The following is a 26,407-nucleotide window of genomic DNA, read 5'->3' as shown; positions in this document are numbered from 1 at the left end:
GCCTTGGCGACCTACTTCGACTTGCCCTGGGCCGCGAACATCCGGGACAAGGTGCCCGGGTTGGTGGCCGCGTCATAGAGGAAGGAATAGTCGGAGGCCAAGATCGCCTTGGGACCGGCGATCGGCGCGCTGGCATGACAGCTCAGGCAATTGAGGTTCTGGTGATACGTCTCCAGCACCACGTTTGCCACAGGCTGCTGGTTGACTGGCGGCTGGGCGTCGCCATTGGTCAGCGGGACAGTGGCACCGGCGCCGATCGGCGTATTGTTGTTCGGCCAAAGCACGTTGACCAGCTGGTAGTTGAGGAAGACAGAGTCGGGATTGGCAGCGCTGATCGTCGCCCAGACACTCTTGTTCAAGCCCGCGATATCGTTGGTGGTGGTACTGCTGATCGGCGTGTTGCGGACAACCTGCACCGGCGCCGTATAGGGATCAGGCGTGCATGTCGCGCCTTCGCCGTTGCACGACTTGGGCGGCTGGTTCTGTTTGCACTGGTAATAGTCGGTCGTGGGATTGCAGTTCAGGTTGTAGTAGGTATACCAGGGCAGGGACGGATTGCCCAGTTCAGTCCTGCTGGGCGCATTGTACTTGTGCTCAAAGGTGCTCCACATGAACTGCTGGGCGTTCGGCGTCTTGCGGATGATGTGCAGTGCCACCAGGCCCACGGTGACCTGCTTGGGCGGCGTCATGCCGCCGCCCGCCACCGGGTAGGACACCATGGCCGTCGATGTCTTGAACATCGGCCACAGGCTTGGGTCGTCGAGCTGGATCCAGGCTGCCTTGATCTCGATCGCCCCGACCGTGCCGTAACTGCTGAAGGTGGCCGATCCGTCGGGCATGTTGATGCCCTGGGTCATGGCGAAGCTGGCCTGCTTGTTGGCGATAAACAGCTGGTTCTGCGTGATGTAGTTGTATTCGTCCCGGTTCAGGCGCTTCTCGAACAAGGTCAGGTAGTTGTTCATCTTCGGTTGGGCCGTAAGCCAGGCGCCGTTCGTCCCGGCTTCCGCGATGTCGTGCAGCGCGCTGCTATCGGCCTCCGTGAGTTTGCTGGCCATGAACAGAGGCTTGATCCCCTTCGGCGCAGCAAGTTTGCCGTGGCCCCTGGCGGCGGCCAGCATGCGCGCTGGCATGGCCTGGCTGGCGCCCCATGGCAGCGGCGCCTTGCCGTTCGGGCGGAACACTTCCGAACTTTCCTTGTAGGTTTCCCAGGCGACCGGCGTGGTGCCCGGCGCTCCGAAGGCGGCGGCCGGCACGCTGGTGTTCGGCTGGCCCGGCTGGTTCGGGTCGGCAGCCCAATTGAGGGCGATAAACTGCTGCCAGGCCAGGTTGTTGAACGCCGTCTGGTTGGTGCCGCGGGAATCGCAGGGAATGACCGGCGAGACGACGGGAACCCCGCTCCAGCTTGGACAGGCGGCGCCTGCGCTGCTGGCGGACAGGGTCAATAGCAGGGCGGCCCAGATGCGGCACGCCCCGCGCATGCTCATGCTCGGGGACATGGTGGCTTTCCTTTCTGCGCTCAGGCCGGGAGGATGTTCAGCATGGCCGGCATTGGCGCTTGCTGGTCTTGCCCATAATTGGTCAGGGTCAGGGCGCGCAAGCCCAGTGCAGCAGTGGGGGCTACGCTCACTTGCAGGTTCAGTACTCCACAGCCGCTCGGATAGGAGTTGCCCGGCACCGCATAATTGATATCGTCCTGGTAGCCCGTTACGCTGACGGTGATGCCGGCGCCGAGATCGACGGTCGGTAACTGGCCTTGGGCGCCCAGCGTGACCGCACAGGTCAGGCTCATGGGGACGTTGCTCTGGCCGCAGCGCACGGTCGGCGCAATCATGGTCGAATTGCTGGCCAGCGAGATCGGGTTTTCCATCGGATTCGGCACGCTGGTGTTGTAGTAGGCCGACCAGACGGCGCTGTGGAACAGCTGCAGCGCTTGCGCATAGTTGGGCGGCTGCGGAGTGGGCGGCGGGGTCACGCCGCTCGGCGGCGGCAGCACGCAGGGCTGTGTGGCCGTTGCCTGCGACAAGGGCAGGGGGCGGGCCCACAAGCCGACGAACATTTGCTGGATCACCTGGCCGCCCCATTCGATCGGATCGCCATTGGCATCGAGGATATCGCCGACGGTGAACTGCACACCGGCCGCAATCCAGGCCGAGGGAATCTGGAACACCGCGTGCAGGACGAAGTTGCCGCTCTCCGCCGGCGCGCCAAACGGCTGGCCGGTGACCGGATCGGTCAGTGTCGCGCTGCCGCGCACGATCTGCCAGCAATCCTGGGCCTTGGCGCCAGGCGGCAGCTTAGGATCGGCCGGCAGGGTGAATCCGCTCAGGTCGGGTACCTGGATATACAGGCCGGTGGGATTCGCCAGGGCTACCTGGCATGGCTCGCCCACTGCCTGGCCGCCGACCACCTGGTTGACCGCCTGGCCAATATGCGGATCGCTGTTGCGATATGCCTGGCCATATTGTGCGCAGCAGATCAGGGTCTGCGGGACGCTATTGCCGCAAGGACGCTGGATGGTTGCACCGCCGGCCAGCGCCATCTCCGTCTGCAAGGTGTTCGGCGTACTGGTCAGGTGCATGGCGCCGCCGCTGGCGTTGGCGCCGCGCACGGCTTTGGGGCCGCTGTTCCATTTATTGAGCGGGTTGTAGGCTGGGCGTCCGGTGGACGGGTCGATCACCGCTTGTTTGCTCACGGGATCGGTCAGGTAGAGGTCCGACGCCAGCACCTGCACCTGCGCATTGGCCGGCGCATCGAAGTTGAGGGTGCTGGTGTAAAGCGCGGCCACCTTTTGCGGATCGATCATCCACAGCGTGTTCCAGTACTCGGGGTTTTCACACGTCATGTCGATGCGCGTGATCTTGTTCGTATTGGGGTCGCGCGCCACGCTCCATTCGCAGTATTCGTCCTGCCAGCCGCGCGGACCATATGGACCATAGGTATGCAGCGAGTCGTTCCAGGTGGCTTGCGGGCACAACTGGGTCGGGATCTGCTGGAACGGCGGCAGCGGCACCTTGCTGGTGCCGTATTGGTCGGCGACTGCCATCAGTTGTTTTGCAGTGTATTTGTAGGGATTGGCCGGGCTGGCGCCTGCGCCCAGGTATTGGCTCAAGCGGTTGGGGAAGGCGTGCCAGGTGACGATGACGGCGCTTGCGCTGCTTGGCAGGCTGGTGACGCTGGTATCGAAATAGGCGGTCTGATTCGACGCATAGAGCATATTCCAGGGGTCGCCGGTAATCGCCTGGTAGGTAAAGCCCTGGATGTTGGTGTTCCATTGCAGGCACAGTGCATTGTCTTGCGCTGTACCTTGCGGGAAATCATGGATGAAAGCCGGTGTGGCAAAGGTCTGCTTCTGGTAAAGGTCGCATTGGGGAGCGCTGCCAAGCCAGGGTTGGCCGCTGAAGAAGGCCGCGTCGCCGGGCTGGAAGCTGCGTCCGTTGGTCAGCGCCATGGCCTGGCTGCAGAAGAAGAAAAAGCTGATTGCGCTGTTTTGCGCGGCATAGGCCTGGGCCGCCTCCACGTTCGGGAAATTCTGGGTGCTGATCCAGTTGTTCCAGTCAGCGCCCTGGTATTCCGCGACATTGCCGGTTTCAATCCACGTCGTGATCATCGCTAGCTCCTGTTGGGGGGATCGGGACAGCTCTGCTCCATCACGGATTCTAGGTGAGGCCATATGCGGCAAAAGGCGCGCATTGTCACACGCTCGAAGTTTGCTTGTCAGACATGGGGTGGCTGGGCGGATTTGTGGTTTTCTTGCATGGCCGCGCTTCCTCAAGACTGACTTGCACAAGGAGGAGGCCCTGCCGTCAGCACGACGCGAACAAGGGCGCTACAACGGAAAAAGGTTGCTGGGTGATTTCCGGCTCCGTGGCCGATGCGAAGCACATCTATTTCGGCATGTCCGACACCAACCTGCCGGTAGGCCTCGACAAGCGCACTGGCCAGCCCGTGCTTGAGCATGACACCAAGGTCTGGACCTGCGCCACGCCGGTGCTGGCTGGCGCCGCCGCGTACGGTGCCAGCATGCGCGGCGAGTTATTCGCACTTGACGCGGCGACCGGCAGGCAGCAGTTGTCGTGGCGCACGCCGGGAAGCCTGGCCGATGATTTCGGCCTGTTGGATGCGAAAAGCGGCAAGTTCGACAGCAGGCGCCTGTTCGAGGGACCGCAACCCATGTTGGCATCGGTCGAGCATGTGAAGCGCCTGGGGGCCTACATTTCGACGCCGGCATGGCACGACGGCCAGCTGATTGCCGTCACTGCCGACGGCCGGACCCTGTTCTTCCGCTAGGCCGGCTTCTGCGCGTGCATCCGGCTGAGGCTTGAACGTGCGCCGGCCACAGCTTCCAGGCGCTCTTGCAGGTACTGGCTAAGGCGCGGATGCTGGCTGAAGGCCACGTTGAAGCGAATGTGCCGATCCGGTGTGTCACTGGGCGAGAAGGCGGCGCCGCGCATCAGGAGGATCTTGTTGCGGTATGCATCCTGCACCAGAAGATCCACATCGAGCCCCTCGGGCATCGTCCCCCAGAGGAAGATGCCCGCTTCGCCAGGCTGCTCGAATTGCACGCCGGCTGCGCTTAGCTGGCGCGTGCTGGCATTACGTGCCGCCATGATCTTGCGCTGCAAGCGCTCCAGGTGCTTGCGCAGGTTACCCGCTCTAAGCACTTCCAGCAGCACATATTCGTTCAAGGCAGGCGTCGTCAGGATGGAGTGAATCTTGGTGCGCATCAGTACTTTGAGCAGGGCGGGCGTTGCGGCAAGGTAGCCCATGCGCAAGGCAGGGCTCAGCGCCTTGCAGAAGCTCGAATAGTAGATCACGCCATCGAGCCCGGACAGGGCAGCCAGCCGAGTGCTTGGAGATTGCTGGAAATAGCCATGCACATCGTCTTCTGCAATCAGGAAGCCATGCTGCTGCGCCAGCATCAAGACCTTATGCAGGTTGGCGGCGCTGCTGCTCCAGCCGGTCGGGTTATGCAAGGCGGTCTGCATGAACAGGATGCGTGGCCGATGTTCGCGGCACGCCGCTTCCAGCTCGTCCAGGTCGAGGCCATCGGGGCGGCGTTTGATCGGGACCAGGCGTATCCCCTCCTGCCGCAGCCTGCCAAACATCAGGAAGAAGCCGGGATCTTCGACCAGTACGGTGTCGCCGGGCTGTAAAAAGCTGCGGCAAATCAGGTCGATCGCGTGGGTGCCGCCAAAGGTGGTCAGTACATGGCCGGCATCAACGTCCAAACCTATGCCGCGTAGCAGCAGCGCTATGTGTTCGCGCAATTCGGGCAGCCCCTGGGGCGGGCAGCGTGAGGCCATGCCGGCACTGCTTCGGGCCAATGCCCTTTGTATCGCGGCCGCCGGAACGGCGTCTTGCAGCCAGGTTGGCGGCAGTGCGCCGCTGCTGGCCAGCAATACACCTTCGCGTTGATCGTTTGCCTGCTGCGCCAGCCAGACCGGCTCTTGCTCCTCGCCCGCTTCCAGTGCGGCTTCGTCAGGAATCGATTTGCCGTCGTCATTCCTGGTACAGACATAGAAGCCGGCCGTGCCTTGCGAGTCGATGACGCCTGCCGCGACCAGCCGGTCATAGGCTACAACGACGGTGTTGGTGCTCACTGCCAGCTGGCTGGCGAGCTGGCGTATCGACATCAGCTTGGCGCCGCCAGGCAGCGCGCGGCTCTCGACCATGTGTCGCAACTGTGTCTCAATCTGCTTGGACAATGGGATGGGAGAGCTGCGGTCGATGGCGAACATGACGAGAGTCTAGCGTAAAAACATCAGGGCCAGGACAAGCAGCGCCGCACCGATGGCCAGGTTGAATGCGCGTTGCTTGCGCGGGTCGTCGAGCAAGCGCCGGATCGACATGCCAAACAGGGCCCACATGAAATTGCAGGGAGCCCCTACAAGCATGCCAATGACCGACGCCTGCAGTGCATTGGCGAAGGCATTGCCCTGCGCGGGCATGAAGACCGATGCCACGGTAATGGCTTTCAGCCAGCTTTTGGGATTAAGCGCCTGGAAGACGGTAGCCTGGGCGAAGGACACGGCCTTGGCAGCGCGCACGCCATCCACCGATGCGCCGCTGAGTTTCCAGGCAAGGTAGACGAGATACAGTGAGCCCGCGACGCGCAGCACCTGTTGCGCCAATGGGTAGGTGACAAAGAGGCTTCCCAGCCCGACGCACATCAGCATGGTTTGCACGAAAACGCCGGCCTGGATGCCGAGGATGACCGGCAATGCACCGCGACCGCCAAAATTGGCGCCCGTGATGGCGAGCATGACATTGTTTGGCCCAGGCGTGGCCGACATGACGAGGCAATAGCTCGCCAGGGGCAGGAGTTCGATCATGGTGTGCAACCCGCAACGAAGGAATGGCACAGTCTAGGATCGCGGCACAGGGCGAACAAGACACAAGGCGGAGCGACGGGAGTCATGCTGTATCAGTCGAACGACTGCTACAGTTGGCAGCAGAAACAAAAAAGCCTCGTCCGAAGACGAGGCTTTCCTGTTCATTCTGGTAGGCCGTGCGGGGCTCGAACCTGCGACCAACGGATTAAAAGTCCGCTGCTCTACCAACTGAGCTAACGACCCGAAAGAGGCCGTATTATATACGAGGATTTTGGCGTTTGCAAAGTCCCTTTTTTTGCGTCACCCCATGGCGGTAACCTTGAGCACTTCCTCCGCCGTGGTCACGCCTTCGCGCACCTTGAAAGCGCCGGCAATGCGCAACGGGACCATGCCTTCGGCGACCGCCTGCTTGCGCAGGGCGGTGATGTCGGTTTCTTCTTCCAGCATGGTGTTGAACGATTCGCTGGTGGTGAGCAGTTCGTAGATGCCGGTGCGGCCGCGGAATCCGGTCTGGCGGCACTCGGGGCAGCCGACCGGGCGATACACCTTTTCCGGCTTGCCGATATCCCAGCCGCTGCTCAGGCCCTGCCAGAGATCGTCGGCCAGCTCGCCGCCTTCCTCCTTGCAGTCCACGCACAGCGTGCGCACCAGGCGCTGCGCCATGATGCCGATCAGCGTTGCTTCCAGCATGTAGTAAGGCACGCCCAGTTCCAGCAAGCGCATCACGGCCGATGGCGCATCATTGGTGTGCAGGGTGGACAGCACCAGGTGGCCGGTCAGCGCGGCCTGGATCGCCATCTCCGCAGTTTCCAGGTCGCGGATCTCGCCGACCATGATGATGTCCGGGTCTTGCCGCATCAGGGCGCGCACGCCGTCGGCGAAAGTCAGGTCGATGCCGGGCTGCACCTGCATCTGGTTGAACGAGGACTCCACCATCTCGATCGGGTCTTCCACCGTACAGACGTTGACCTCTGGCGTCGCCAGCGTTTTCAGCGTGGTGTACAGCGTGGTGGTCTTGCCCGAGCCGGTCGGGCCGGTGACGAGGATGATGCCGTGCGGACGGTTGGTCAGCGAGTCCCAGCGCTTGGCGTCTTCCGGCGGGAAGCCCAGCTCCGGCAAGGTCTTCACCACCACTTCCGGGTCGAAGATACGCATGACCAGCTTTTCGCCGAAGGCGGTCGGCAGGGTCGACAAACGCAATTCGATTTCCTGGCCGCCGGCGGTGCGGGTCTTGATGCGGCCATCCTGCGGACGGCGTTTCTCGATCACGTCCATGCGGCCCAGCAGCTTGATGCGGGCGGTCATCGCGATCATCACCACCGCCGGCACCTGGTAGACCTGGTGCAGCACGCCGTCGATCCGGAAACGGATGGTGCCGAGTTCGCGCTTGGGCTCGAGGTGGATATCCGACGCGCGCTGTTCGAAGGCGTACTGCCACAGCCAGTCGACGATATTGATCACGTGCTGGTCGTTGGCATCGACCGTCTTGTTCATCTTGCCCAGCTCGACCAGCTGCTCGAAGTTATTGCGCAGGGCGATGTCCTGGCCAGTATTCTTGTTGGCGTGCTTGATCGACTTGGCCAGCGAGAAGAACTGCGAGGTGTACTGGGAAATATCGAGCGGGTTCGAGATCACGCGCTTGATGACGCGGCGCGCGACCTTGGCGATTTCCGCTTCCCACTCCAGCGCGAACGGATCGGCGGTGGCCACGGTCAGCGTATCCGGCGTGATTTCCACCGGCAGGATATTGAAGCGCGCCGCATAGCTGGCCGACATTACGTCCGCCACCTTGGTGAAGTCGATCTTCAGCGGATCGATGCGGTAGAAGGGCAGCTTGGCCCGCTGGGCCAGCCATTCGGTCAGTACGTCCAGCGTCAGCAGCTTGCCGCTCTTGGCCGATACCAGCTTGCAGTGCGCCACGGCGCTGAGCGGATGCATGGCGCCCGGCGTGTTGCGCAGGATGCCTTGGGCCTGCGCGTACAGCCCTTTGACTTCGGCTTTCTCGACCATTCCATCAGCCAGCAGCCAGGTGAAGATAATTTGAAGATCGAGTGCTTTTGCCATGTGCGACCTTATGCGAGTGCGGCTTTCAGTCCCTTGAGCCAGGACTTTGCGGGCAATTTTGTTTCGGCGACGATTTGCGCGGCGCGATCCGCCAGCGCAGCCACGTCGATGTTGCGGCGGGTCTTGAAGGCGATTGCCACCACATTCCCGTCATGGACTTCCGGCAGCGACACCACTTGAGGGAAGGCGAACTTCATCGCCTTCAAGTTCTTGGCGTAGCTAGGATGGTCGCCGAACAGGTTGATGGTCATGATGCCATCGTCGTTCAGGCAAGCGGCGCAAGCCTGGTAGAACTCAGGCGTGTCGAGCACCGGGCCGCGCGCGGTGGCGTCGTACAGGTCGACCTGCAGCGCGTCCAGCGTGCCGTGGTTGTCCGGGTTGGTGACGTAATCCATCGCATCCATTTCTACGACGTTCAGCCGGCCGTCATTGTCGGGCAGCTTGAACATGGAATAGCAGATGCTGATCACCGACGGGTTCAGTTCCACCGTGGTGACTTGCGCTGCAGGGAAATACTTGTAGCAGAACTTGGTCAGCGCGCCCGTGCCCAGGCCCAGTTGGGCGATGTGGGCGGGGGCGTCGTTCCACAGCATCCAGGCCATCATTTGCTGAGCGTACTCCAGCTCCGGCCAGTCCGGTTTGCGGATGCGCATGGCGCCTTGCACCCACTCGGTGCCGAAATGCAGGTAGCGCACGCCGTCCAGCTCGGAGAGCGTAACCGGGGCAAACTTGGGTTTTCGCGTCGCCGGACGCGAAGACTCCTCTTTTTCGATGGATTTACGTTTAATCAGCATGGCGGCATTATCCCGCGTTATCTTGCTCACAAGCAAGCGCACAAACAAAAACTGCCGGCCATCGCTGGCCGGCAGTCCGGGTAAGAGAGGTGGCCCGGAACTTAATTATTCATTGGTTCAACATTTACACGCAGGCGAATACGCTGGCCAGGGTCGTAGCTCATGAAGCTGGTGTAGTTACGGCCGCGGTAATCGTACTCCACGTTATAGCCGGTGGTGCGGGTTTCGAAAGCATCAACCATGCGGCACTGCTTGACGGCCTGCTCCTGCACCGCGCCTGGCTGGGCGTTGGAGTTCTGGGTGCGGTCGCCGATCACGGCGCCGGCAATGGCGCCGGCAGCGGTGGCGGCCGTCTTGCCGTGGCCCGAACCGACCTGGCTACCAACGGCTGCACCCAGGATGCCGCCCAGGATACTGCCGCCGACGCCGCGTTCCTGCGGCTGCTGCACCTGGACGTACTCGGTACGGCATTCCTGGCGCGGGCGGTTGATCTGCTCGGTCACCGGCGTGACGCGGGTCACACGGCCATAGTCCTCAAAATCAGTGGCCTGGGCCTGCGCCAGCGGCAGGGCGCCGAGGCTCAGTGCTGCGAAAAACAATTTAGTTTTGGCTTTCATTTTGTTTACCTCGTTTCTGTCTTTTTGGCAGTCCACTTTGGTTTAATCGGAATTGCACGCCTAAATATTAACGCCAAGGCTTGTATCCTTGGGGGAAGTAAGGCAACAAAATGTAACCCCATGCTTTTGGGTTAATATGGTAAGTTTTTAACAAAACTTGCGTTAGGACTCACTTTCGGGTTGATTCATAGAGTACAACACGTTACCCTTATGGCGTGGAATCAGATTGACAGGGAGAAACGAAAGCTCCGGCCCCGGCGCATTGACCCGCCTACGGCTTGTACTTGATAGGTCGATTTGAGGGAAAGATGAGTTTGTTGATAACTGTGCCGCCTAATTTAGTCCAGTCTATTCGCGCCTTCCGCGTGGCAGAGCTGCAGGACGAGGCAGCGCGCCTGGGGCAGCACTTCTTATATGCGCATTGCAATGCCGGCCTGACCAAGCAGCAAGTTCTGGGCATTATTGCCGAGTCTTTCCACATCCCTAAACCGCATTCCAAGAATTTCGACGCCCTGCGCTTGACCCTGACCGAAACGATGGACAAGGCCGGCCCGCAGGCGGGCTTCCTGATCGTGCTGGAGCAGTTGCCAAACACGCAAAAGTTTGACCGTGAAGCACGCGAGTGCCTGCTCGATGTCTTCCGCGATGCCGCTGATTTCTGGGCAGAAAAGAAAGTACCGTTCCGCGTCTTCTACTCTTTCGAGTAAGCGCAATTCCCCGCTTGCATAGTTTGCTGCGTAGCAGCATAATGTCGCGTTGGCTCGCCTGAGCAGGTACAATGGCGGCCATGAAAAACATCGTCATCCTCATTTCCGGACGCGGAAGCAATATGGAAGCGGTGGTCCGTGCAGCCCAGGCCGAACAATGGCCCGCCCGCATTGCCGCCGTCATCAGCAATAAGGCGGATGCCAAGGGCCTCGAATTCGCGGCCTCGCACGGCATTGCGACCGCAGTAGTCAGCAACAAGGATTACCCTAGCCGCGAAGCATTCGATGCTGCGCTGCAGGAAGTCATTGACGGCTTCAGCCCCGACCTCGTGGTGCTGGCCGGCTTCATGCGCATCCTCACGCCGGGCTTTGTCAGCCACTACGAAAATCGCATGCTGAATATCCACCCATCGCTGCTGCCGCTGTTCCCTGGACTGCACACGCATGAGCAGGCGCTGGCATCCGGCGCAGCCACGCACGGCGCCACCGTGCACTTCGTGACGGCCGAATTGGACCACGGTCCGCTGGTGGACCAGGTATCCGTGCCTGTCCTGCCGGGCGACACCGCCGACGTGTTGGCGGCGCGCGTGCTGGAACAGGAATGGATCATGTACCCGCGTGCTATCCGCTGGTTCGTTGAAGGCCGATTGAGGGTCGAAGATGGCAAGGTCAATATTGACCGCAACTGAATAGAGAAAGAACACCATGCGTTTGCCACCCTACATCCTCACCAGCGCCGAAAACGTGCTGCGTGAAATCATGCGCTTCACCGCGCCGGCCGACACCACCCTGTCGCACTTCTTCAAATCGCACCCGAAGCTGGGCGGCCGCGAGCGCGGCGCCATCGCCGAATCGGTGTACGCCGTGCTGCGTAACAAAGCCTTCTTCACCGACCGCGCCGAAGCCGGTGCCGGCGGCGCCACCATGCGCCGCCTGGTCCTGCTGGGCATGGCCGATGCCGTCGGCATCGATGCGCTGCCGGGCCTGAGCGAAGAAGAATCCGAATGGCTGAAGCGCCAGCTGGAAATCGACCGCTCGCTGCTGCACAAGTCCATGCGGGCCAATATGCCGAAATGGCTGTTCGACAAGCTGGTCGAACAATACGGCGAAGACGAAACCCTGGCCCTGGCCGATGCACTGAATACGCCAGCGCCGCTGGACCTGCGCGTCAACGCCATGAAAACCGACCGCGATGCCGTGGTGGCCGAACTGGCAACCGCACCTATCGTGGCCGAGCCAACTCCGTTTGCCCCGCTGGGCCTGCGCCTGAAGAAAAAGCCGGCGCTGCAAAACCTGCCGCTGTTCAAGTCCGGCGCGATCGAAGTGCAGGATGAAGGCAGCCAGTTGCTGGCCCAGATCCTCGGCGCCAAGCGCGGCGAGATGGTGGTCGACTTCTGCGCCGGCGCCGGCGGCAAGACGCTGGCGCTGGGCGCGCAGATGCGCAATACCGGCCGCCTGTATGCCTTTGACGTATCGGAAAAGCGCCTGAGCAAGCTGAAGCCGCGCCTGGCGCGCTCGGGCCTGTCGAATGTGCACCCGGTCGCCATCGCGCACGAAAGGGACGCCAAGGTCAAGCGCCTTGCAGGCAAGATCGACCGCGTGCTGGTGGACGCGCCATGCTCCGGGATGGGGACGCTGCGCCGCAATCCCGACGTGAAATGGCGCCAGCCGGAAGGCGCGATCGCCGAGATGCACGAGAAGCAGGTTTCGATCCTGGACGGTGCCGCGCGCCTGGTCAAAGGCGGTGGCCGCCTGGTGTACGCCACCTGCTCGCTGCTGGAGGAAGAGAACGACGCCGTCGCCAAGCAGTTCATCGAAACCCATCCGGATTTTGAGCTGGTGCCGATGTCCAAAGTACTGGCAGAACAAAAGATCGCCAACCTCGAGATGGGCGACTACCTCAAGCTGCTGCCGCACAAGCACCAAACCGACGGCTTCTTCGCCGCCGTCTTCGAACGCAAGCCCATGGCCAAGCCAGCCATGGCCGACGAGGAGTAACAGCCCAGCCCGTGTCCCACCTTGGGGTCACACCCGAAATGGGACACGGGCGCGGCCGTAACATAGCAGAGCTCGTGTCCCGAAACGGGTGTGACCCCATGGTGGGACACGGGCGCGACCATAAGGAGAATGCCGAACGATGCCGTTAGCGAAATTGCTGGATGATCTGCTGGGGGATTTGCGCGATCCAAGCCTGATGTGGCAGGTGGGCGCGATCGCGCTGTCTGTCTTGCTGGGCTGGACCTTGTCGCGCTTCCTGTGGCGCGGCGTGAAGGCGCGCACTGCGAACAACCATGTAGCGCGCTTTGGCCTGGAGAGCTTCGGCCGCGTCGTCGGACCCTTGCTCATCGTGGTGTTGCTGTGGGCCTCGCAGAAAGTGCTGGGCCGCATGCATTTCCACACCAATCTGGTCAATCTGGCGCTGCCGATTTTCAGCTCGCTCGCGGTGATCCGCTTCGGCTTTTACCTGCTGCGCCGCGTGTTTTCGCGCGGCGGCGTGGTGGGCGAGGGGATGCAGAATTTCGAAAAGGCTTTCCAGCTGCTGGTGTGGCTGGCCTTCGTGTTGTATATCACCGGTTTTTATCAGGACCTCTTCGACTTCCTCGACGATACGCTGATCCCGCTCGGCAAGCACAAGGTGTCGATCGCCACCATCCTGCAGGCGGCAGTATCGGTCGTGGTGCTGCTGCTGTTGGCCATGTGGGCTGGCGCGGCGCTCGAAGAGAAGCTGATGAACCTGCACACCATGCATTCCAACCTGCGCGTAGTGTTTGCGCGCATGGGCCGCGCGGTGCTGATCCTGGTGGCGGTGCTGGTCAGCCTGTCGCTGGTGGGCATCGACCTGACCGTGCTGTCGGTGTTTGGCGGTGCGCTGGGTGTCGGCCTTGGCCTCGGTTTGCAGAAGATCGCCAGCAACTATGTGTCGGGCTTCATCATCCTGCTGGACCGCAGCCTGACCATCGGCAACGTGATCACGGTGGACAAGTACACCGGCCAGGTCACCCAGATCAATACCCGCTACACCGTGTTGCAGGGGACCGATGGCGTTGAATCGATCGTGCCGAACGAAATGCTGGTGTCGGGGGCGGTGCAGAATTCTTCCCTGTCCAACCCGGCGGTGGTGATTATCACGCGCGTGACGGTGGGCTATGACAGCGATGTGGACTTCGTGCTCAAGCTGATGGAAGACGCAGCCCTCAGCATCGAGCGTGTAATGAAGGACAAGCCGCCGTCCGGCATGCTGCAAGCTTTCGGGGCGGACGGCCTGGAGCTGGCGCTGGCTTTCTGGATCGCGGATCCGGAAAACGGGCGTGGCGGCGTGACCTCCGATGTCAATCGGGCAATCTGGAAGTCCTTGAAAGAACACGGGATTTCTGTACCGTTCCCGCAACGTGAGATCCGCCTGCTCGGCCCTCTGCCCGAGCAGTCTGCCTAAAAAATAATCAGTGCCTACGGGAAAACCTTCCTCAAATCACCTGCGAATGCGCGTACAATTGCGCCTATTCGGAGTATCTCATTTGGAGTTGTAATGGATTTAAGCGTAGTTCTTGATTTCTTCAGCAATGGCGTAACTGGCCTGGGTGCCTGGGCGACGGTTGGCGTGACGCTGATCCTGACCCACATCACCATCGCCAGCGTGACGATCTTCCTGCATCGCCACCAGGCGCACCGCGCATTGGAACTGCACGCGATCCCGTCGCACTTCTTCCGCTTCTGGCTGTGGCTGACCACCGGTCAGGTGACCAAGGAATGGGCTGCCATCCACCGCAAGCACCACGCCAAGTGCGATACCGAGGAAGATCCGCACAGCCCGGTCACCAAGGGCATCAAGAAAGTGTTCTGGGAAGGCGCCGAACTGTACCGCGCTGAATCCAGGAACAAGGAAACCATGGAGAAGTATGGCCACGGCACCCCTGACGACTGGATCGAGAAGAACCTGTACTCGCGCTTCAGCTGGCAGGGCGTGGCGCTGATGCTGATCATCGACTTCATCCTGTTCGGCGCCAAGGGCATTACCGTGTGGGCCGTGCAGATGCTGTGGATTCCTGTGACTGCAGCCGGCATCATCAACGGCATCGGCCACTGGTGGGGCTACCGCAACTACGACTGCTCCGATGCAGCGACCAACATCATCCCTTGGGGCATCATCATCGGCGGCGAAGAACTTCACAATAACCACCACACCTATGCGACTTCGGCCAAGCTGTCGTCCAAGTGGTATGAGTTCGACATCGGCTGGGGCTACATCCGCGCCATGGAAATGATCGGCATGGCCAAAGTGAAGAAGATGCCGCCGAAGCCCAAGTTCGACACCGCCAAGGTGAAGGCCGACTTCGAAACCCTGCAGTCCGTGATCGCCAACCGCTACGACGTGATGGCCAAGTACGCCAAGTCCGTCAAGCACGCCTGGAAAGAAGAACTGGCGCAGCTGAAGGACAAATCGCAGCTGGAATCGCGCTTCCTGAAGTCTTCGCGCAAGCTGCTGCAGAGCGAGCCAGGCAAGCTGGAAGGCCCGCAGAAGCAGCAGCTGGTGGAACTGTTCCAGCACTCGAAGGCGCTGGAAACCATGCACAATATGCGCGTGGAACTGGGCATGCTGTGGGAGCGTTCGCACTTCACCCGCGATGAACTGGTGCAGAAGCTGCAAGACTGGTGCGAACGCGCGGAAGCGTCCGGCATCAAGTCCCTGCAGGAGTTCTCGCTGCGCCTGCGCAGCTACGCGTAAGCCTGATCGACCTTGCGATAAGACGGCCCTGCGGGGCCGTTTTGTTTTTGAGGAAAACCAATGACTGCGCGCCGGCAGCGCGTCGCAAGGGTGGTGTCGGCCAAATGTCTTGGCGGCCCGGATGGAAGCGCAATTCGTGTTGGCGTGATCCCTGCCTTGGAGGTATGCTGTTGCCTTTCGGAAATTAATTCTATGGAGGCAGTTTTGAAACGCTTAATTTTGCCGCTGGCGTTAATGCTGGCCGGAAGTGCGCATGCGGCAGCGAACTGGCAAATCAAACCGGAGGGATTGGGTCCCTACAAGGTCGGCGCACGTTATGAAAACCTGGGCAACACCTTTGGCGGCCTGGAAGCGGACTCGATGATCACGGACGACAAGGTATGCCGCGTGGCGCGCTCCAAGCGTTACCCGAAGGTGGAAGTAACCTTTGTGAAGAAAGTGGTGGCGCGGGTCGACGTGTCAGGGGGCTTCGGTGCTGAACGCGGCGTGCGGATCGGCGATCCGGCGTCCAAGCTGCAGCGTGTGTATGGCGACGCGGTCAAGCCGCATCCCCAGCATGCCGATTGGCTGATGGTGGAAACGGGTGACCGTGAGCTGGCCATCCGCTACATGATGCATGAGGGGAAGGTGAAAGCGATCCACGCCGGAAAACGTCTCCAACTTCAGACAGAAAGTGGTTGTGGCCAGTAAATAATGTTGCGGAAAAGTATTTACCAAAGAGATAATGGGTTTTTTTACAACTTCTCTGAGGAAATATGAAATCGTTCGCTTCGTATGGTGTGATGGTTGTAGCTGTTGCGGCATTGTCGGGCTGCGCCTTGACCGCGCCGAACTACACACCCTCCATGGACAACGTCGCTACCCTGAACAATATGGGGGACGTGAAGGCCAAGGTCGGTGAATTCAGTGCGCCGGCCGGCACGGACACCCCCGTCACCCTGTCGATCCGCGGCAGCGCGATGTCTTCGCCAGTTGGTGGCAATTATGGCGCTTACGTAGCGGAAGCACTGCGTCAGGAACTGTCCTTGGCCAACAAGCTTGTGGTCGGCTCCGATACCCTGGTGACCGGCAAACTGGAGAAAAATGCACTCGATGCTTCCGGCTTCAGCACTGGTACTGCAAGCATTTCGGCCCGTTTTGTTGTCAGCAAGGGTGGCGTCTCCGTCTATGAAAGCGTGAAAACGGTCGATAACGCCTGGGAGTCCTCCTTCATCGGCGCAACCGCCATTCCAGCCGCCGTCACCGGCTACCACAACACCGTGCAAAAGCTGCTGGCCTCGCTGTACGCGGACCCTGAGTTCGTCAAGGCCATCAAATAAAGGGGCGGACTATGAGGAATCTAAAGTTCGCATTCCTGCTGGTTGCGGCCGCGATCCTGACCGGTTGCGCGCACCCGGTAATGATTTCGCCAAAGCTTGACCAGATTGCCTTGCCAGCCGATGCCAAGCCGAAGAGCCTGGCCAAAGTGGCATACTTTATTCCGGCCGACCTGCTGGCGAAAGAGGTCGTGACTCCGGGCGGCGGCGGCGACAAGGTCACTTCCTATCCCTACCGCGACCTGGAGACCAGCTTCTACAAGATGCTGAGCAATGTCTTCGACGGCGCCGTCAAGGTGAAGAGCGCCGATGATCGCGAGGCCATGGCGGCGAAGGGGATCAGTTACCTGATTACGCCAACCATTACGGTTAACTCCGATTCTTCCAGCGCCTTTACCTGGCCGCCGACTGACTATACCGTTAACCTCCAATGCGCAATCACGGACAAGAACGGCAAGCTGGTCGATACCAAGACGGCGACTGGCAATGGCCAGGCTTCGTTCAGCGAGTTTAAGGCCGATGTCGGACTGTCCGGAAAGCGCGCAGCCGAAGCTGCCATGCTGAAGATGCAGAAAGAACTGCTCGATGCGCAGTTGCCTGCGCTTAACTGAGCTGGCGATGCAGCCATAAAAAAACCGCCCGAGGGCGGTTTTTTTGTTCGAACCGAAGATCGATTACTTGATCTTGGTTTCCTTGTACATCACGTGCTTGCGTGCTTTAGGATCGAACTTCATGATTTCCATTTTGGAAGGCATGGTGCGCTTGTTCTTGGTCGTGGTGTAGAAGTGACCAGTACCAGCGGTCGATTCCAGCTTGATCTTGTCGCGGCCAGTTTTTGCCATGATTCAGCTCCCTATTAAACTTTCTCGCCACGTGCACGCATGTCGGCCAGGACGGCATCGATGCCGACCTTGTCGATCACGCGCAGACCGGCGTTAGACAGACGCAGGGAGACCCAGCGGTTTTCAGATTCAACAAAAATACGACGGTTCTGCAGGTTTGGCAGGAAACGACGCTTGGTTTTGTTGTTTGCGTGGGAAACATTGTTGCCGACCATCGGCTTCTTCCCAGTCACTTGGCAAACACGTGCCATGGCACACTCCTTGAATTACTTCCGAAATTGGAAAAACAAGAGTATATGGAAATTTCTCAAGATTTTCAAGCACTTGCGAAAAACAATTGTGTCTCAATAAAAATCGATATTTAACAATTAGATTTGACCATGTTCTGCGAAGGAATGCACCTGGTGTCCGGCTACGACAAAGTGGTCAAGAATCCGTATATCCACCAATGCCAAAGCCTGTACCAGCGCCCGTGTCAGCAGCACGTCCGACTCGCTCGGGGCGGGTGATCCTGACGGGTGGTTATGGGCCAGCATGACGGCCGCGGCATTGCGTGCCAGCGCTTCCCGCACCACTTCGCGTGGGTAGACGCTGGTATGCGTGAGCGTGCCGCGAAACAATTCGCAGGCTTCGATCAGGCGGTTTTTGACGTCCAGGAACAGGACGTGGAAGGATTCATAAGGCTGGCCGCCCAGCGAGAGGCGCAGGAAGTCTTTCACGGCGTGCGGCGAGGAGAGCTCCTCGCCGGCGCTCATTTCCTCGGAGATCGCGCGGCGTGCCAGTTCGACGACAGCCTGCAGCTGAGCATACTTGGCGGCGCCCAGGCCCGGCACGGCGGTGAAATCGGCCCGGCCGGCATGGATCAGGGCGCGCAGGGAGCCGAAGCGCCCCAGCAGGTCGGTCGCCAGCGCCACCGCATCCTTGCCGGGAATGCCCACCCGCAGGAAGATCGCCAGCAGTTCGGCGTCGGACAGGGCTTGCGGCCCGGCTTTTAACAATCGCTCGCGCGGGCGCAGCTGTTCGGGCCAGTCGGAAATTGCCATGGTCACCTCCGTCGCCCATTATCTGGCGCGGGAGGAGGGGGCAATTTGCGCTGGGTCAGGTTTTGCGCAGGTCAAGGGGCGGGCCGCAGCGCCGTGCGCCGCCCGATGGCTTACAATAGAGGTTTGCCCGTCACCAGAGTTGTTTCCATGTCTAACGTTGTCACTGCTTCGGCTTACCTCACCCTGCATTACCGCCTTGCCTCCATGGATGGCACCAATATCGTTTCCACCTTCGAGGGCAATCCTGCCACCTTGATGCTGGGCCAGGGCCAGTTGGCACCGAATCTGGAAGCGCTGCTGATCGGCCTGCCGGAAGGCACGCACAAGGTGTTCGAACTGGCGCCGGGCGAAGGCTTCGGCCCACGCAACCCGGACCTGGTGCAGGCCGTATCCCGTGCTACGCTGGAAGAAAATTCCGATCCGGACAACGAATACAAGATCGGCGACCTGGTCGACTTCAACGCGCCAAAAGGCGGCCGCTTCGCCGGCGTGCTGCGCGAACTGCGCGACGACGTTGCCATCTTCGACTTCAACCACCCGCTGGCTGGCCAGCCGGTGAAGTTTGAAGTGAACCTTATCTCTGTGCTGTAAAAGAACATGGACAAAGAAATCCTCCTCGCCCAGCCGCGCGGCTTCTGCGCCGGCGTTGACCGCGCCATCGAGATCGTCGAGCGTGCGCTGCAGCAGTTTGGCGCGCCGATCTACGTGCGTCACGAAATCGTGCACAACGCCTATGTGGTGGAAGACCTGCGTGCCAAGGGCGCCATCTTCATCGAAGAACTGGACGATGTCCCAGCCGGCAATACCCTGGTGTTCTCCGCCCACGGCGTGTCGAAAGCCGTGCGCGCCGAAGCGGAATCGCGCGGCCTGTCGATCTTCGATGCCACCTGTCCGCTGGTGACCAAGGTGCACGTGGAAGTGGCCAAGATGCGCAAGCAGGGCTGCGAGATCATCATGATCGGCCACGACGGCCATCCTGAAGTCGAAGGCACCATGGGCCAGACCGACGAGGGCATGTACCTGGTCGAAACCGTGGAAGATGTAGCTGGCCTGCAGGTCAAGAATCCGGGCCAGCTGGCCTATGTGTCGCAAACGACACTTTCCGTGGATGATACGGCACAAATCATCGAAGCCCTTAAGGCAAAATACCCGAATATTATTGAGCCGAAAAAAGGCGACATCTGCTACGCCACCACCAACCGCCAGGAAGCCGTGAAATTCATGGCGCCGCAGGTGGAAGTGGTGATTGTCGTGGGCTCGCCAAACAGCTCCAATTCGAACCGCCTGCGCGAAGTAGCGGAGAAGAAGGGCACCCCGGCCTATATGGTGGACAACGCGGCCCAGATCGATCCGGCCTGGCTGGAAGGAAAGCTGCGCGTAGGCGTTACCGCAGGCGCTTCGGCGCCGGAAGTGCTGGTTGATGCGGTCATCAACCGCCTGAAGGAGCTGGGCGCGAAAAGCGTGCGTACCCTGGAGGGCGTCGAGGAAGCTGTGACTTTCCCGCTACCAAAAGGGCTTGAAGGACGCAGCGCATAAATTTAATTTAGAATATTGCGGATTTTCCACGATTAGTTTTTCGGAAACCTCGCTATCATGGCGAACGCTTCCAAACGGCGGCACCACGAGGGAAACCTTGGGTGCCGTTTTTTATAGTTCTAAAGGGCATACTCGATGGATACCTTTATCCAACAAATTCTTAACGGCCTGGTGCTGGGCAGTATGTATGCGCTGGTCGCCCTCGGTTATACGATGGTGTACGGCGTGCTGAACCTGATTAACTTCGCCCACGGCGACGTGCTGATGATCGGCGCGATGATCGGCCTCTCCATCCTGAATTTGTTGGGCGTGTATGCGCCTGGCCTGCCAGGCTATGTCCAACTGGGCATCGCCATCATCGGCGCGATTCCGGCATGTATGCTCGTGAACATCCTGATCGAGCGCATCGCCTACCGCCGCTTGCGCAACGCGCCGCGCCTCGCCCCGCTGATCACCGCCATTGGCGTGTCCTACCTGCTGCAGACCTTCGCCATGATGATCTGGGGCCGCAACCCGCTGCCATTCCCGCAACTGCTGCCGACTGAACCAATCATGGTGGGCGGCGCCGTGATCACGGTGACCCAGGTGCTGCTGCTGGTGCTGGCTGCCATTTCGATGTTCGGCCTGGTGATGCTGGTGGAGCGCACCCGGATGGGCCGTGCAATGCGCGCCGTGGCCGAGAATCCGCGCGTGGCCGGCCTGATGGGCGTGGATTCGAACAAGATCATCGTCGCAACCTTCGCGATCGGCGCGGCACTGGCTGCCGTGGCAGGCGTGATGTGGGGCGCCAACTATGCCTCCATCCAGTTCGCGATGGGCTTCATGCCTGGCCTGAAGGCATTCTGCGCTGCGGTGCTGGGCGGTATCGGCAACATCTACGGCGCCATGATCGGCGGCATCGTGCTGGGCATTATCGAGGCGCTCGGCGCCGGCTATATCGGTGAACTCACTGGCGGGTTCCTGGGTTCGCACTACCAGGATATCTTCGCCTTCATCGTACTGATTTTGGTGTTGACGGTGCGTCCGTCCGGCATCATGGGCGAACGCGTGGCCGACCGCGCCTGATGGGGACGTGACTATGCTGAACTTTAACATTCAAAAAAATCCAAAGCAGGCCTACATCAGTATGGCGCTGCTGTTGGCCGCGTTGATCATCTTCCCGTTCGCGGCCGCGCCTTTCGGTAATTCGTGGGTGCGTATTGCCGACCTGGCGCTGCTGTACATCATGCTGGCCGTGGGCCTGAATATCGTGGTGGGCTTTGCCGGCCTGCTGGACCTGGGCTACATCGCGTTCTACGCGGTGGGCGCTTACATGACCGGCCTCCTGGCATCGCCGCAGTTCGCGACCGTGCTGGAATCATTGATCAACATGAATCCCGCCGTTGGCGAGGCGCTGGCGGCAGTGTTGGGTGAAGACATCCGCACCAACGGCATTCACCTGTCGGTATGGCTGATCGTGCCGATGGCTGCTGCCCTGGCGGGCCTGTTCGGTGCGCTGCTCGGCGCGCCGACGCTGAAGCTGCGTGGCGACTACCTGGCCATCGTGACGCTGGGCTTCGGTGAAATCATCCGTATCTTCATGAACAACCTGAATGATCCGGTCAACATCACCAACGGCCCGCAGGGCATCAACCTGATCGACCCGATCCGCGTATTTGGCGTGAACCTGGCAGGCGAGCAGGGCTCGCGTGCCACCGTGTTCATCGGCAGCTTCTCGATGCCTTCGGTGAACGCCTACTACTTCCTGTTCCTGGTGCTGACTATCGCGACTGTGTTTGTCACTTCGCGTCTGCAGCATTCGCGCCTGGGCCGTGCCTGGGTGGCGATCCGCGAAGACGAAATCGCGGCAAAGGCAATGGGCATCAATACGCGGAACGTGAAGCTGCTGGCGTTTTCAATGGGCGCAACCTTTGGCGGTGTTGCTGGAGCCATGTTCGCTTCCTTCCAGGGCTTCGTTTCGCCGGAATCGTTTTCGCTGACCGAGTCGATCGCGGTGCTGGCGATGGTGGTGCTGGGCGGTATCGGCCACATTCCGGGCGTGGTGCTGGGCGGTGCGCTGCTGGCGGCGCTGCCGGAAATCCTGCGCCATGTGGTGGAACCGCTGCAAATGAAACTGTTCGGCAAGGTGCTGATCGAATCCGAAGTGCTGCGCCAGTTGCTGTACGGCCTGGCCATGGTGGTGATCATGCTGACCCGTCCTGCGGGCTTGTGGCCATCGCCCAAGCATGAAGAGCGTCCGGATGCGGACTCGGATTCCAAAGGCCAGTCGACCGGCGTCATGGCAGCATGAGGTTAGTAGAGATGAACGAACAAGTAATCCTCAATATCGAAGGCGTCAATAAGCGCTTTGGCGGCCTGCAGGCGCTGACCGATGTGCGCATCAAGATCAACAAAGGCCAGATCTACGGCCTGATCGGTCCCAACGGCGCCGGCAAGACCACCTTCTTCAACGTGATCACGGGCCTGTACCAGCCGGACACCGGCACCTTCGAGCTGGCCGGCAAGCCTTACTCGCCATCGGCGCCGCACGCGGTGGCGAAGGCAGGCATTGCCCGTACCTTCCAGAACATCCGCCTGTTCGGTGAAATGACCGCGCTGGAAAACGTGATGGTAGGCCGCCATGTGCGCTCGCACCAGGGCGTATTCGGCGCCATCTTCCGTCACAAGGCTGCGCGTGAAGAAGAGGCGGCAATCCGCAAACGCGCCCAGGAGCTGCTGGACTTCGTCGGCATCGGCCAGTTTGCCAGCCGTACTTCCAAGTACCTGTCGTACGGCGACCAGCGCCGCCTGGAGATCGCCCGTGCACTGGCGACCGATCCGCAGTTGCTGGCCCTGGACGAACCAGCAGCCGGCATGAACGCGACCGAGAAACTGGCGCTGCGCGAGCTGCTGGTGAAGATCAAGAACGAAGGCAAGACCGTGCTCCTGATTGAGCACGACGTGAAGCTGATGATGGGCCTGTGCGACCGCATCAGCGTGCTGGAATACGGCAAGCTGATTGCCGAAGGCTTGCCCGCGGAGATTCAAAGCAATAAAGCAGTGATTGAAGCCTATCTGGGAGGAGCGCACTGATGGGCGCCAATGTACTGAAAGTTTCGGGCCTGAAGGTCGCTTACGGCGGCATCAAGGCAGTCAAGGGCATCGACCTGGAAGTCAACGAAGGCGAGCTGGTAACGCTGATTGGCGCCAATGGCGCCGGCAAAACCACCACGCTGAAAGCCATCACGGGCACCCTGCCGCCATGCAAAGTGGAGGGCACGGTGGCCTATATGGGCCAGTCGCTGAAAGGCTCGCAGTCCTTCCACCTGGTGGAGAAAAAGCTGGCGATGGTGCCGGAAGGCCGTGGCGTGTTCACCCGCATGACCATCACCGAAAACCTGATGATGGGCGCGTACACCATGAACGACAAGGCCGCGATTGCAGCCGATATCGAGAAATGGTTCGGCGTTTTCCCGCGCCTGAAAGAACGTGCTTCGCAGCTGGCCGGCACCCTGTCCGGCGGCGAGCAGCAGATGCTGGCCATGGCGCGCGCACTGATGTGCCACCCGCACCTGTTGCTGCTGGACGAACCTTCAATGGGCCTGTCGCCAATCATGGTCGAGAAGATCTTTGAAGTGATCCGCGACGTGCACAAGCAGGGCATCACCATCCTGCTGGTGGAACAGAACGCCAAGCTGGCGCTGCAAGCGGCCAACCGCGGCTACGTGATGGAGTCCGGCGCGCTCACCATGACCGGCAACGCGCAAGACATGCTGCACGACCCCCGCGTCAAGGCCGCCTACCTCGGCGAGTGACACGGGTTCCGCCGTTCAGGTGAGCAGAGCGGCGAAGCGCTCGATGTCGACGTTTCCGCCGCTGACCAGCACACCCACGCGCTTGCCGCGCAGTTCTTCCTTCATCTTGCGCGCCGCCGCGAAGCCCAGGCAGCCGGTCGGCTCGACGACGATCTTCATGCGCGAGGCGAAGAAGCGCATCGCGTCCACCAGTTCCGCATCGCTGACGGTCAGGATGTCGTCCACGTCGCGCTGGATGATGGGGAAGGTCAGCGAGCCAAGGTGTTGCGTTTGCGCGCCATCGGCGATCGTCTTTGGCGTATCGATATGCACGATCGAGCCGCTGCGGAACGATTGCTGGCCGTCGTTGCCGGCTTCCGGCTCCACGCCGTACAGCTTGCACTTTGGCGACAGCGCGCGCGTCGCCAGCGCGGAACCCGAGAGCAGGCCGCCGCCGCCCAGGCAGACGAAGAAGTAATCCAGTTCGCCCACTTCCTCGAACAGCTCCTTGGCCGCCGTGCCCTGGCCGGCAATGACGTCGGCATGGTCATAAGGCGGAATGAGGGTCATGCCTTTTTCTTCCGCCAGCTTGCGGCCGATGGCTTCGCGGTCTTGCTTGTAGCGGTCGTACGTCACCACATTGCCGCCGTAGCCGCGCGTAGCGGCGATTTTCGACGCAGGCGCATCCTCCGGCATGATGATCGTGGCCGGAATGCCCAGCAGCTTCGCCGACAGCGCAATCGCCTGCGCGTGATTGCCGGACGAGAAAGCCACCACGCCAGCCTTGCGCTGCGCCTCGTTGAAACGCGAGAGGGCGTTGAAGCCGCCGCGGAACTTGAAGGCTCCCATGCGCTGCATGTTCTCGGCCTTGAAGAAAATCTCCGCGCCCAGTTCTTCGTTGGCGCTGCGGGAGGTCAGCACTGGCGTGCGGTGAGCGTGGCCTTCAATGCGGCCGGCTGCTGCGACGACGTCTTCGTATGTGATGCTCATGGTTCTCCTTCCTTACCAGGGCCAAGGGATGTTCTGGCCCATGTTGTTGGCGAGGGCGCGCTCGTACAGCATGCGCACCGTGGTGAGGTCCTGCAGGGCGATGCCCGTCATGTCAAAAATCGTGATGTCGTCCGGCGTGCGTGGCGCCGCGCCCGCACGTGCCGCGAGCAGTTCGCCAAGTTCCGCTGCCGGCAGCTCGCTGGCCCATTGCAGCTCGCCGACGTGCCGCGCCTGCGGCAGGTCGTCGGCCCATACGCGGGCGCGCTCCAGCAGCCCGGCGGGCAGCTCGCGCTTGCCCGGCGTGTCGGCGCCGACAGCATTGATGTGTGTTCCCGCGCGCACTGCATCTGCACTGAACAGCATGCTGTGGCCAGGTGTTGCGGTGATGATCACATCCGATGCTGCAACTACTGCATCAGCAGCCGCAGTGCGAGCGCCGCCAGCCAATGCGACGTCGCAGCGCCCGGCGAACAGCGCTTCGAATGCAGGAGCTTGCCGGCCGTCGGAATTCACATATCGCACGCGCTTGAGGGCGGGCAGGGCGTACAGCGCATACTCCACATGTCCACGCGCTTGCACACCAGTGCCGAACACGCACAACTGTTCGCTATCGGCGCGCGCCAACAACTGAAGCCCAAGCGCGCCTGCAGCAGCGGTGCGTGCTGTCGTCACTGCGTTACCGTCGGCGATGCATAGCGGGCGGCCGGTGCGCGGGTCGATCAGCATGATGGTCGCCTGGTGCGCGTCGCTGCTAGCCTCGCGATTGGCGGGCCAGAAGCCAGCGGATTTAAATCCCAGCAGTTCTTGCGAGGGTACATCGCCAGACTTGATGCCGAATACCGCGCTGCCTGGCAGCTCTTCACGCACCAATGGGAAGACCCGCGCGGCGCGCGCTGCGTGCAAGGCAAAGGCTTCGAGCACGGCAGCGCGCACATCGTCCGGCTGCAACAGCGCGGCGACGACGTTGCGGTCCAGTATCAACAGGCGGGCATCGTTATTTCGCATAGTTGTAGACCGTGGCGCGGGAGACGCCTAAATGGGCTGCGATGGTTTCCATCGAGCGCCGCATATCCAGCAGGCCCGCGTCGCCCAGTTCACGAAGCAGGGCGCGCCGGTCGCCGGCCTTCAGTGCGCGTGGCGTGGTGGAAAGGCGTGCGGCGAATTGTTCGATATGCGCGCGGATCGCATCTGCACCCGCCGCCGGGGCGAGCGACTCGATCACTGCTGCGGCCGGGTCGACGTTACTGAACTGGCCCAGCATCGCCTGCAGGCTGCGGAACAGGTTCAGGTCCACGTTCATGCAAAGCGCTGCAATGTATTGGCCATCGCTGTCCTTGATGCCGACGGAAGTGCTCTTTGCGGGGCGGCCGTCGGGGAAAGTGTTGGGGTAGTTGGCCAGCACTGGCGGGAAGGCCGGATCGGCAATCCGCGCCAGGCCCAATTCCGTAGCCGGCTCACCCACTGTGCGGCCGGACAGGTTGTTATGGATCGCCAACACGGCATGCCCCGGATCGAGCAGGTCGTGCAGCACGACTTCGGTGAATGGCGCCAACGTGCGGCCAAGTCCGTCGGCCACGTGCTTCATCTGGTCTAGTAGATGCTGCTGTTCAGGAGTTCGTTTTGCCATTGAGACAGATTATCTTGAATTAGACGAAATGTAAACTCTGTCG

At 61.0% G+C, this 26,407-nt stretch carries 28 protein-coding genes and 1 tRNA gene; 15 read left to right on the top strand and 14 right to left on the bottom strand.

Annotated features, from left to right (window positions below; translation table 11 throughout):
* Positions 1–11: 11 nt before the first annotated feature.
* Together ACN9MZ_RS23970 and ACN9MZ_RS23965 are read right to left on the bottom strand one after the other, a co-directional pair.
* The gene (locus ACN9MZ_RS23970) at positions 12–1,496 is read right to left on the bottom strand and encodes a hypothetical protein (RefSeq protein ID WP_426339351.1); all 1,485 of its coding nucleotides are present in this window, start codon (positions 1,494–1,496) and stop codon (positions 12–14) included.
* Positions 1,497–1,516: 20 nt separating this feature from the next.
* Positions 1,517–3,607: a hypothetical protein gene (locus ACN9MZ_RS23965; RefSeq protein WP_426339350.1), complete on the bottom strand. Its 2,091-nt coding sequence runs from the start codon at positions 3,605–3,607 to the stop codon at positions 1,517–1,519.
* A gap of 242 nt (positions 3,608–3,849) precedes the next feature.
* Between ACN9MZ_RS23965 and ACN9MZ_RS23960 the strand changes: the two genes are divergently transcribed.
* Positions 3,850–4,287 (top strand): hypothetical protein, encoded by a 438-nt coding sequence (locus ACN9MZ_RS23960; RefSeq protein ID WP_426339349.1) that lies wholly within the window; start codon positions 3,850–3,852, stop codon positions 4,285–4,287.
* Here the strand turns inward: ACN9MZ_RS23960 and ACN9MZ_RS23955 are convergent.
* From ACN9MZ_RS23955 to ACN9MZ_RS23930, 6 genes are all read right to left on the bottom strand, one after another.
* Entirely contained in the window at positions 4,284–5,738 is a 1,455-nt protein-coding gene (locus ACN9MZ_RS23955; protein ID WP_426339348.1) for a PLP-dependent aminotransferase family protein, read from the bottom strand. The two genes, ACN9MZ_RS23960 and ACN9MZ_RS23955, sit on opposite strands and share 4 nt — an antisense overlap.
* 9 nt (positions 5,739–5,747) lie before the next feature.
* Positions 5,748–6,332 (bottom strand): LysE family translocator, encoded by a 585-nt coding sequence (locus ACN9MZ_RS23950; RefSeq protein ID WP_426339347.1) that lies wholly within the window; start codon positions 6,330–6,332, stop codon positions 5,748–5,750.
* A 167-nt stretch (positions 6,333–6,499) separates the two neighbouring features.
* A tRNA-Lys gene (locus ACN9MZ_RS23945) sits at positions 6,500–6,575 on the bottom strand.
* A 57-nt stretch (positions 6,576–6,632) separates the two neighbouring features.
* Positions 6,633–8,396 (bottom strand): GspE/PulE family protein, encoded by a 1,764-nt coding sequence (locus ACN9MZ_RS23940; protein WP_426339346.1) that lies wholly within the window; start codon positions 8,394–8,396, stop codon positions 6,633–6,635.
* 8 nt (positions 8,397–8,404) lie between these two features.
* Positions 8,405–9,190 (bottom strand): spermidine synthase, encoded by a 786-nt coding sequence (locus ACN9MZ_RS23935; RefSeq protein ID WP_426339345.1) that lies wholly within the window; start codon positions 9,188–9,190, stop codon positions 8,405–8,407.
* Positions 9,191–9,291: 101 nt separating this feature from the next.
* Positions 9,292–9,807 carry a glycine zipper 2TM domain-containing protein gene (locus tag ACN9MZ_RS23930; protein ID WP_426339344.1) on the bottom strand — a complete coding sequence of 172 codons (516 nt, stop codon included), beginning with the start codon at positions 9,805–9,807 and terminating at the stop codon, positions 9,292–9,294.
* Between the two features lie 308 nt (positions 9,808–10,115).
* Here ACN9MZ_RS23930 and ACN9MZ_RS23925 point away from each other — a divergent pair, with 308 nt between their 5' ends.
* From ACN9MZ_RS23925 to ACN9MZ_RS23890, 8 genes are all read left to right on the top strand, one after another.
* Positions 10,116–10,514, top strand: coding sequence for a barstar family protein (locus ACN9MZ_RS23925; protein ID WP_426339343.1), 399 nt, complete (start codon positions 10,116–10,118; stop codon positions 10,512–10,514).
* Positions 10,515–10,594: 80 nt separating this feature from the next.
* Positions 10,595–11,203, top strand: coding sequence for a phosphoribosylglycinamide formyltransferase (purN, locus tag ACN9MZ_RS23920; protein WP_426342953.1), 609 nt, complete (start codon positions 10,595–10,597; stop codon positions 11,201–11,203).
* 16 nt (positions 11,204–11,219) lie between these two features.
* Positions 11,220–12,512, top strand: coding sequence for an RsmB/NOP family class I SAM-dependent RNA methyltransferase (locus ACN9MZ_RS23915; protein WP_426339342.1), 1,293 nt, complete (start codon positions 11,220–11,222; stop codon positions 12,510–12,512).
* Between the two features lie 139 nt (positions 12,513–12,651).
* On the top strand, positions 12,652–13,947 hold the full coding sequence (locus ACN9MZ_RS23910) for a mechanosensitive ion channel family protein (protein ID WP_426339341.1): 1,296 nt from the start codon (positions 12,652–12,654) through the stop codon (positions 13,945–13,947).
* A gap of 93 nt (positions 13,948–14,040) precedes the next feature.
* Positions 14,041–15,237: a DesA family fatty acid desaturase gene (locus tag ACN9MZ_RS23905; RefSeq protein WP_426339340.1), complete on the top strand. Its 1,197-nt coding sequence runs from the start codon at positions 14,041–14,043 to the stop codon at positions 15,235–15,237.
* A gap of 204 nt (positions 15,238–15,441) precedes the next feature.
* Positions 15,442–15,927, top strand: coding sequence for a hypothetical protein (locus ACN9MZ_RS23900; RefSeq protein WP_426339339.1), 486 nt, complete (start codon positions 15,442–15,444; stop codon positions 15,925–15,927).
* A gap of 65 nt (positions 15,928–15,992) precedes the next feature.
* Entirely contained in the window at positions 15,993–16,556 is a 564-nt protein-coding gene (locus ACN9MZ_RS23895; RefSeq protein ID WP_426339338.1) for a hypothetical protein, read from the top strand.
* 11 nt (positions 16,557–16,567) lie between these two features.
* Positions 16,568–17,164 (top strand): hypothetical protein, encoded by a 597-nt coding sequence (locus tag ACN9MZ_RS23890; RefSeq protein ID WP_426339337.1) that lies wholly within the window; start codon positions 16,568–16,570, stop codon positions 17,162–17,164.
* A gap of 63 nt (positions 17,165–17,227) precedes the next feature.
* On the opposite strand, the gene rpmG is transcribed toward ACN9MZ_RS23890, so the two are convergent.
* From rpmG to radC, 3 genes are all read right to left on the bottom strand, one after another.
* Entirely contained in the window at positions 17,228–17,398 is a 171-nt protein-coding gene (rpmG, locus tag ACN9MZ_RS23885; RefSeq protein WP_028101815.1) for a 50S ribosomal protein L33, read from the bottom strand.
* Positions 17,399–17,409: 11 nt separating this feature from the next.
* Positions 17,410–17,646, bottom strand: coding sequence for a 50S ribosomal protein L28 (gene rpmB, locus ACN9MZ_RS23880; RefSeq protein ID WP_008451488.1), 237 nt, complete (start codon positions 17,644–17,646; stop codon positions 17,410–17,412).
* Positions 17,647–17,763: 117 nt separating this feature from the next.
* The gene (radC, locus tag ACN9MZ_RS23875) at positions 17,764–18,438 is read right to left on the bottom strand and encodes a RadC family protein (protein ID WP_426339336.1); all 675 of its coding nucleotides are present in this window, start codon (positions 18,436–18,438) and stop codon (positions 17,764–17,766) included.
* A 147-nt stretch (positions 18,439–18,585) separates the two neighbouring features.
* Between radC and ACN9MZ_RS23870 the strand changes: the two genes are divergently transcribed.
* The 6 genes from ACN9MZ_RS23870 (at position 18,586) to ACN9MZ_RS23845 (ending at position 23,768) form a co-directional block, all read left to right on the top strand.
* The gene (locus tag ACN9MZ_RS23870; protein WP_130310747.1) at positions 18,586–19,029 is read left to right on the top strand and encodes an FKBP-type peptidyl-prolyl cis-trans isomerase; all 444 of its coding nucleotides are present in this window, start codon (positions 18,586–18,588) and stop codon (positions 19,027–19,029) included.
* A 6-nt stretch (positions 19,030–19,035) separates the two neighbouring features.
* A complete protein-coding gene (ispH, locus tag ACN9MZ_RS23865; protein ID WP_426339335.1) occupies positions 19,036–19,974 on the top strand; it encodes a 4-hydroxy-3-methylbut-2-enyl diphosphate reductase in 939 nt (312 codons plus the stop codon).
* Between the two features lie 135 nt (positions 19,975–20,109).
* Positions 20,110–21,039 (top strand): branched-chain amino acid ABC transporter permease, encoded by a 930-nt coding sequence (locus ACN9MZ_RS23860; RefSeq protein ID WP_426163973.1) that lies wholly within the window; start codon positions 20,110–20,112, stop codon positions 21,037–21,039.
* A 61-nt stretch (positions 21,040–21,100) separates the two neighbouring features.
* Positions 21,101–22,264, top strand: a complete 1,164-nt coding sequence (locus ACN9MZ_RS23855; RefSeq protein ID WP_426339334.1) for an ABC transporter permease subunit — start codon at positions 21,101–21,103, stop codon at positions 22,262–22,264.
* A gap of 11 nt (positions 22,265–22,275) precedes the next feature.
* Positions 22,276–23,046: an ABC transporter ATP-binding protein gene (locus ACN9MZ_RS23850; RefSeq protein WP_426163969.1), complete on the top strand. Its 771-nt coding sequence runs from the start codon at positions 22,276–22,278 to the stop codon at positions 23,044–23,046.
* Positions 23,046–23,768 carry an ABC transporter ATP-binding protein gene (locus tag ACN9MZ_RS23845; protein WP_426339333.1) on the top strand — a complete coding sequence of 241 codons (723 nt, stop codon included), beginning with the start codon at positions 23,046–23,048 and terminating at the stop codon, positions 23,766–23,768. Before ACN9MZ_RS23850 ends, ACN9MZ_RS23845 begins: the two co-directional genes overlap by 1 nt.
* Before the next feature lie 15 nt (positions 23,769–23,783).
* On the opposite strand, the gene ACN9MZ_RS23840 is transcribed toward ACN9MZ_RS23845, so the two are convergent.
* The 3 genes from ACN9MZ_RS23840 to ACN9MZ_RS23830 are packed head-to-tail and all read right to left on the bottom strand — an operon-like array spanning position 23,784 to position 26,364.
* Positions 23,784–24,737: a threo-3-hydroxy-L-aspartate ammonia-lyase gene (locus ACN9MZ_RS23840; RefSeq protein WP_426339332.1), complete on the bottom strand. Its 954-nt coding sequence runs from the start codon at positions 24,735–24,737 to the stop codon at positions 23,784–23,786.
* A 12-nt stretch (positions 24,738–24,749) separates the two neighbouring features.
* Positions 24,750–25,742: an ornithine cyclodeaminase family protein gene (locus tag ACN9MZ_RS23835; RefSeq protein ID WP_426339331.1), complete on the bottom strand. Its 993-nt coding sequence runs from the start codon at positions 25,740–25,742 to the stop codon at positions 24,750–24,752.
* A complete protein-coding gene (locus ACN9MZ_RS23830) occupies positions 25,732–26,364 on the bottom strand; it encodes a helix-turn-helix transcriptional regulator (RefSeq protein WP_426339330.1) in 633 nt (210 codons plus the stop codon). Before ACN9MZ_RS23830 ends, ACN9MZ_RS23835 begins: the two co-directional genes overlap by 11 nt.
* Positions 26,365–26,407 lie beyond the last annotated feature (43 nt).

Source organism: Pseudoduganella sp. S-14, assembly GCF_049913285.1.
Lineage (GTDB): Bacteria > Pseudomonadota > Gammaproteobacteria > Burkholderiales > Burkholderiaceae_D > Rugamonas.
The sequence above is the reverse complement of the archived record's forward strand: the minus strand, read 5'-3'. Positions and strand labels throughout refer to the sequence as shown.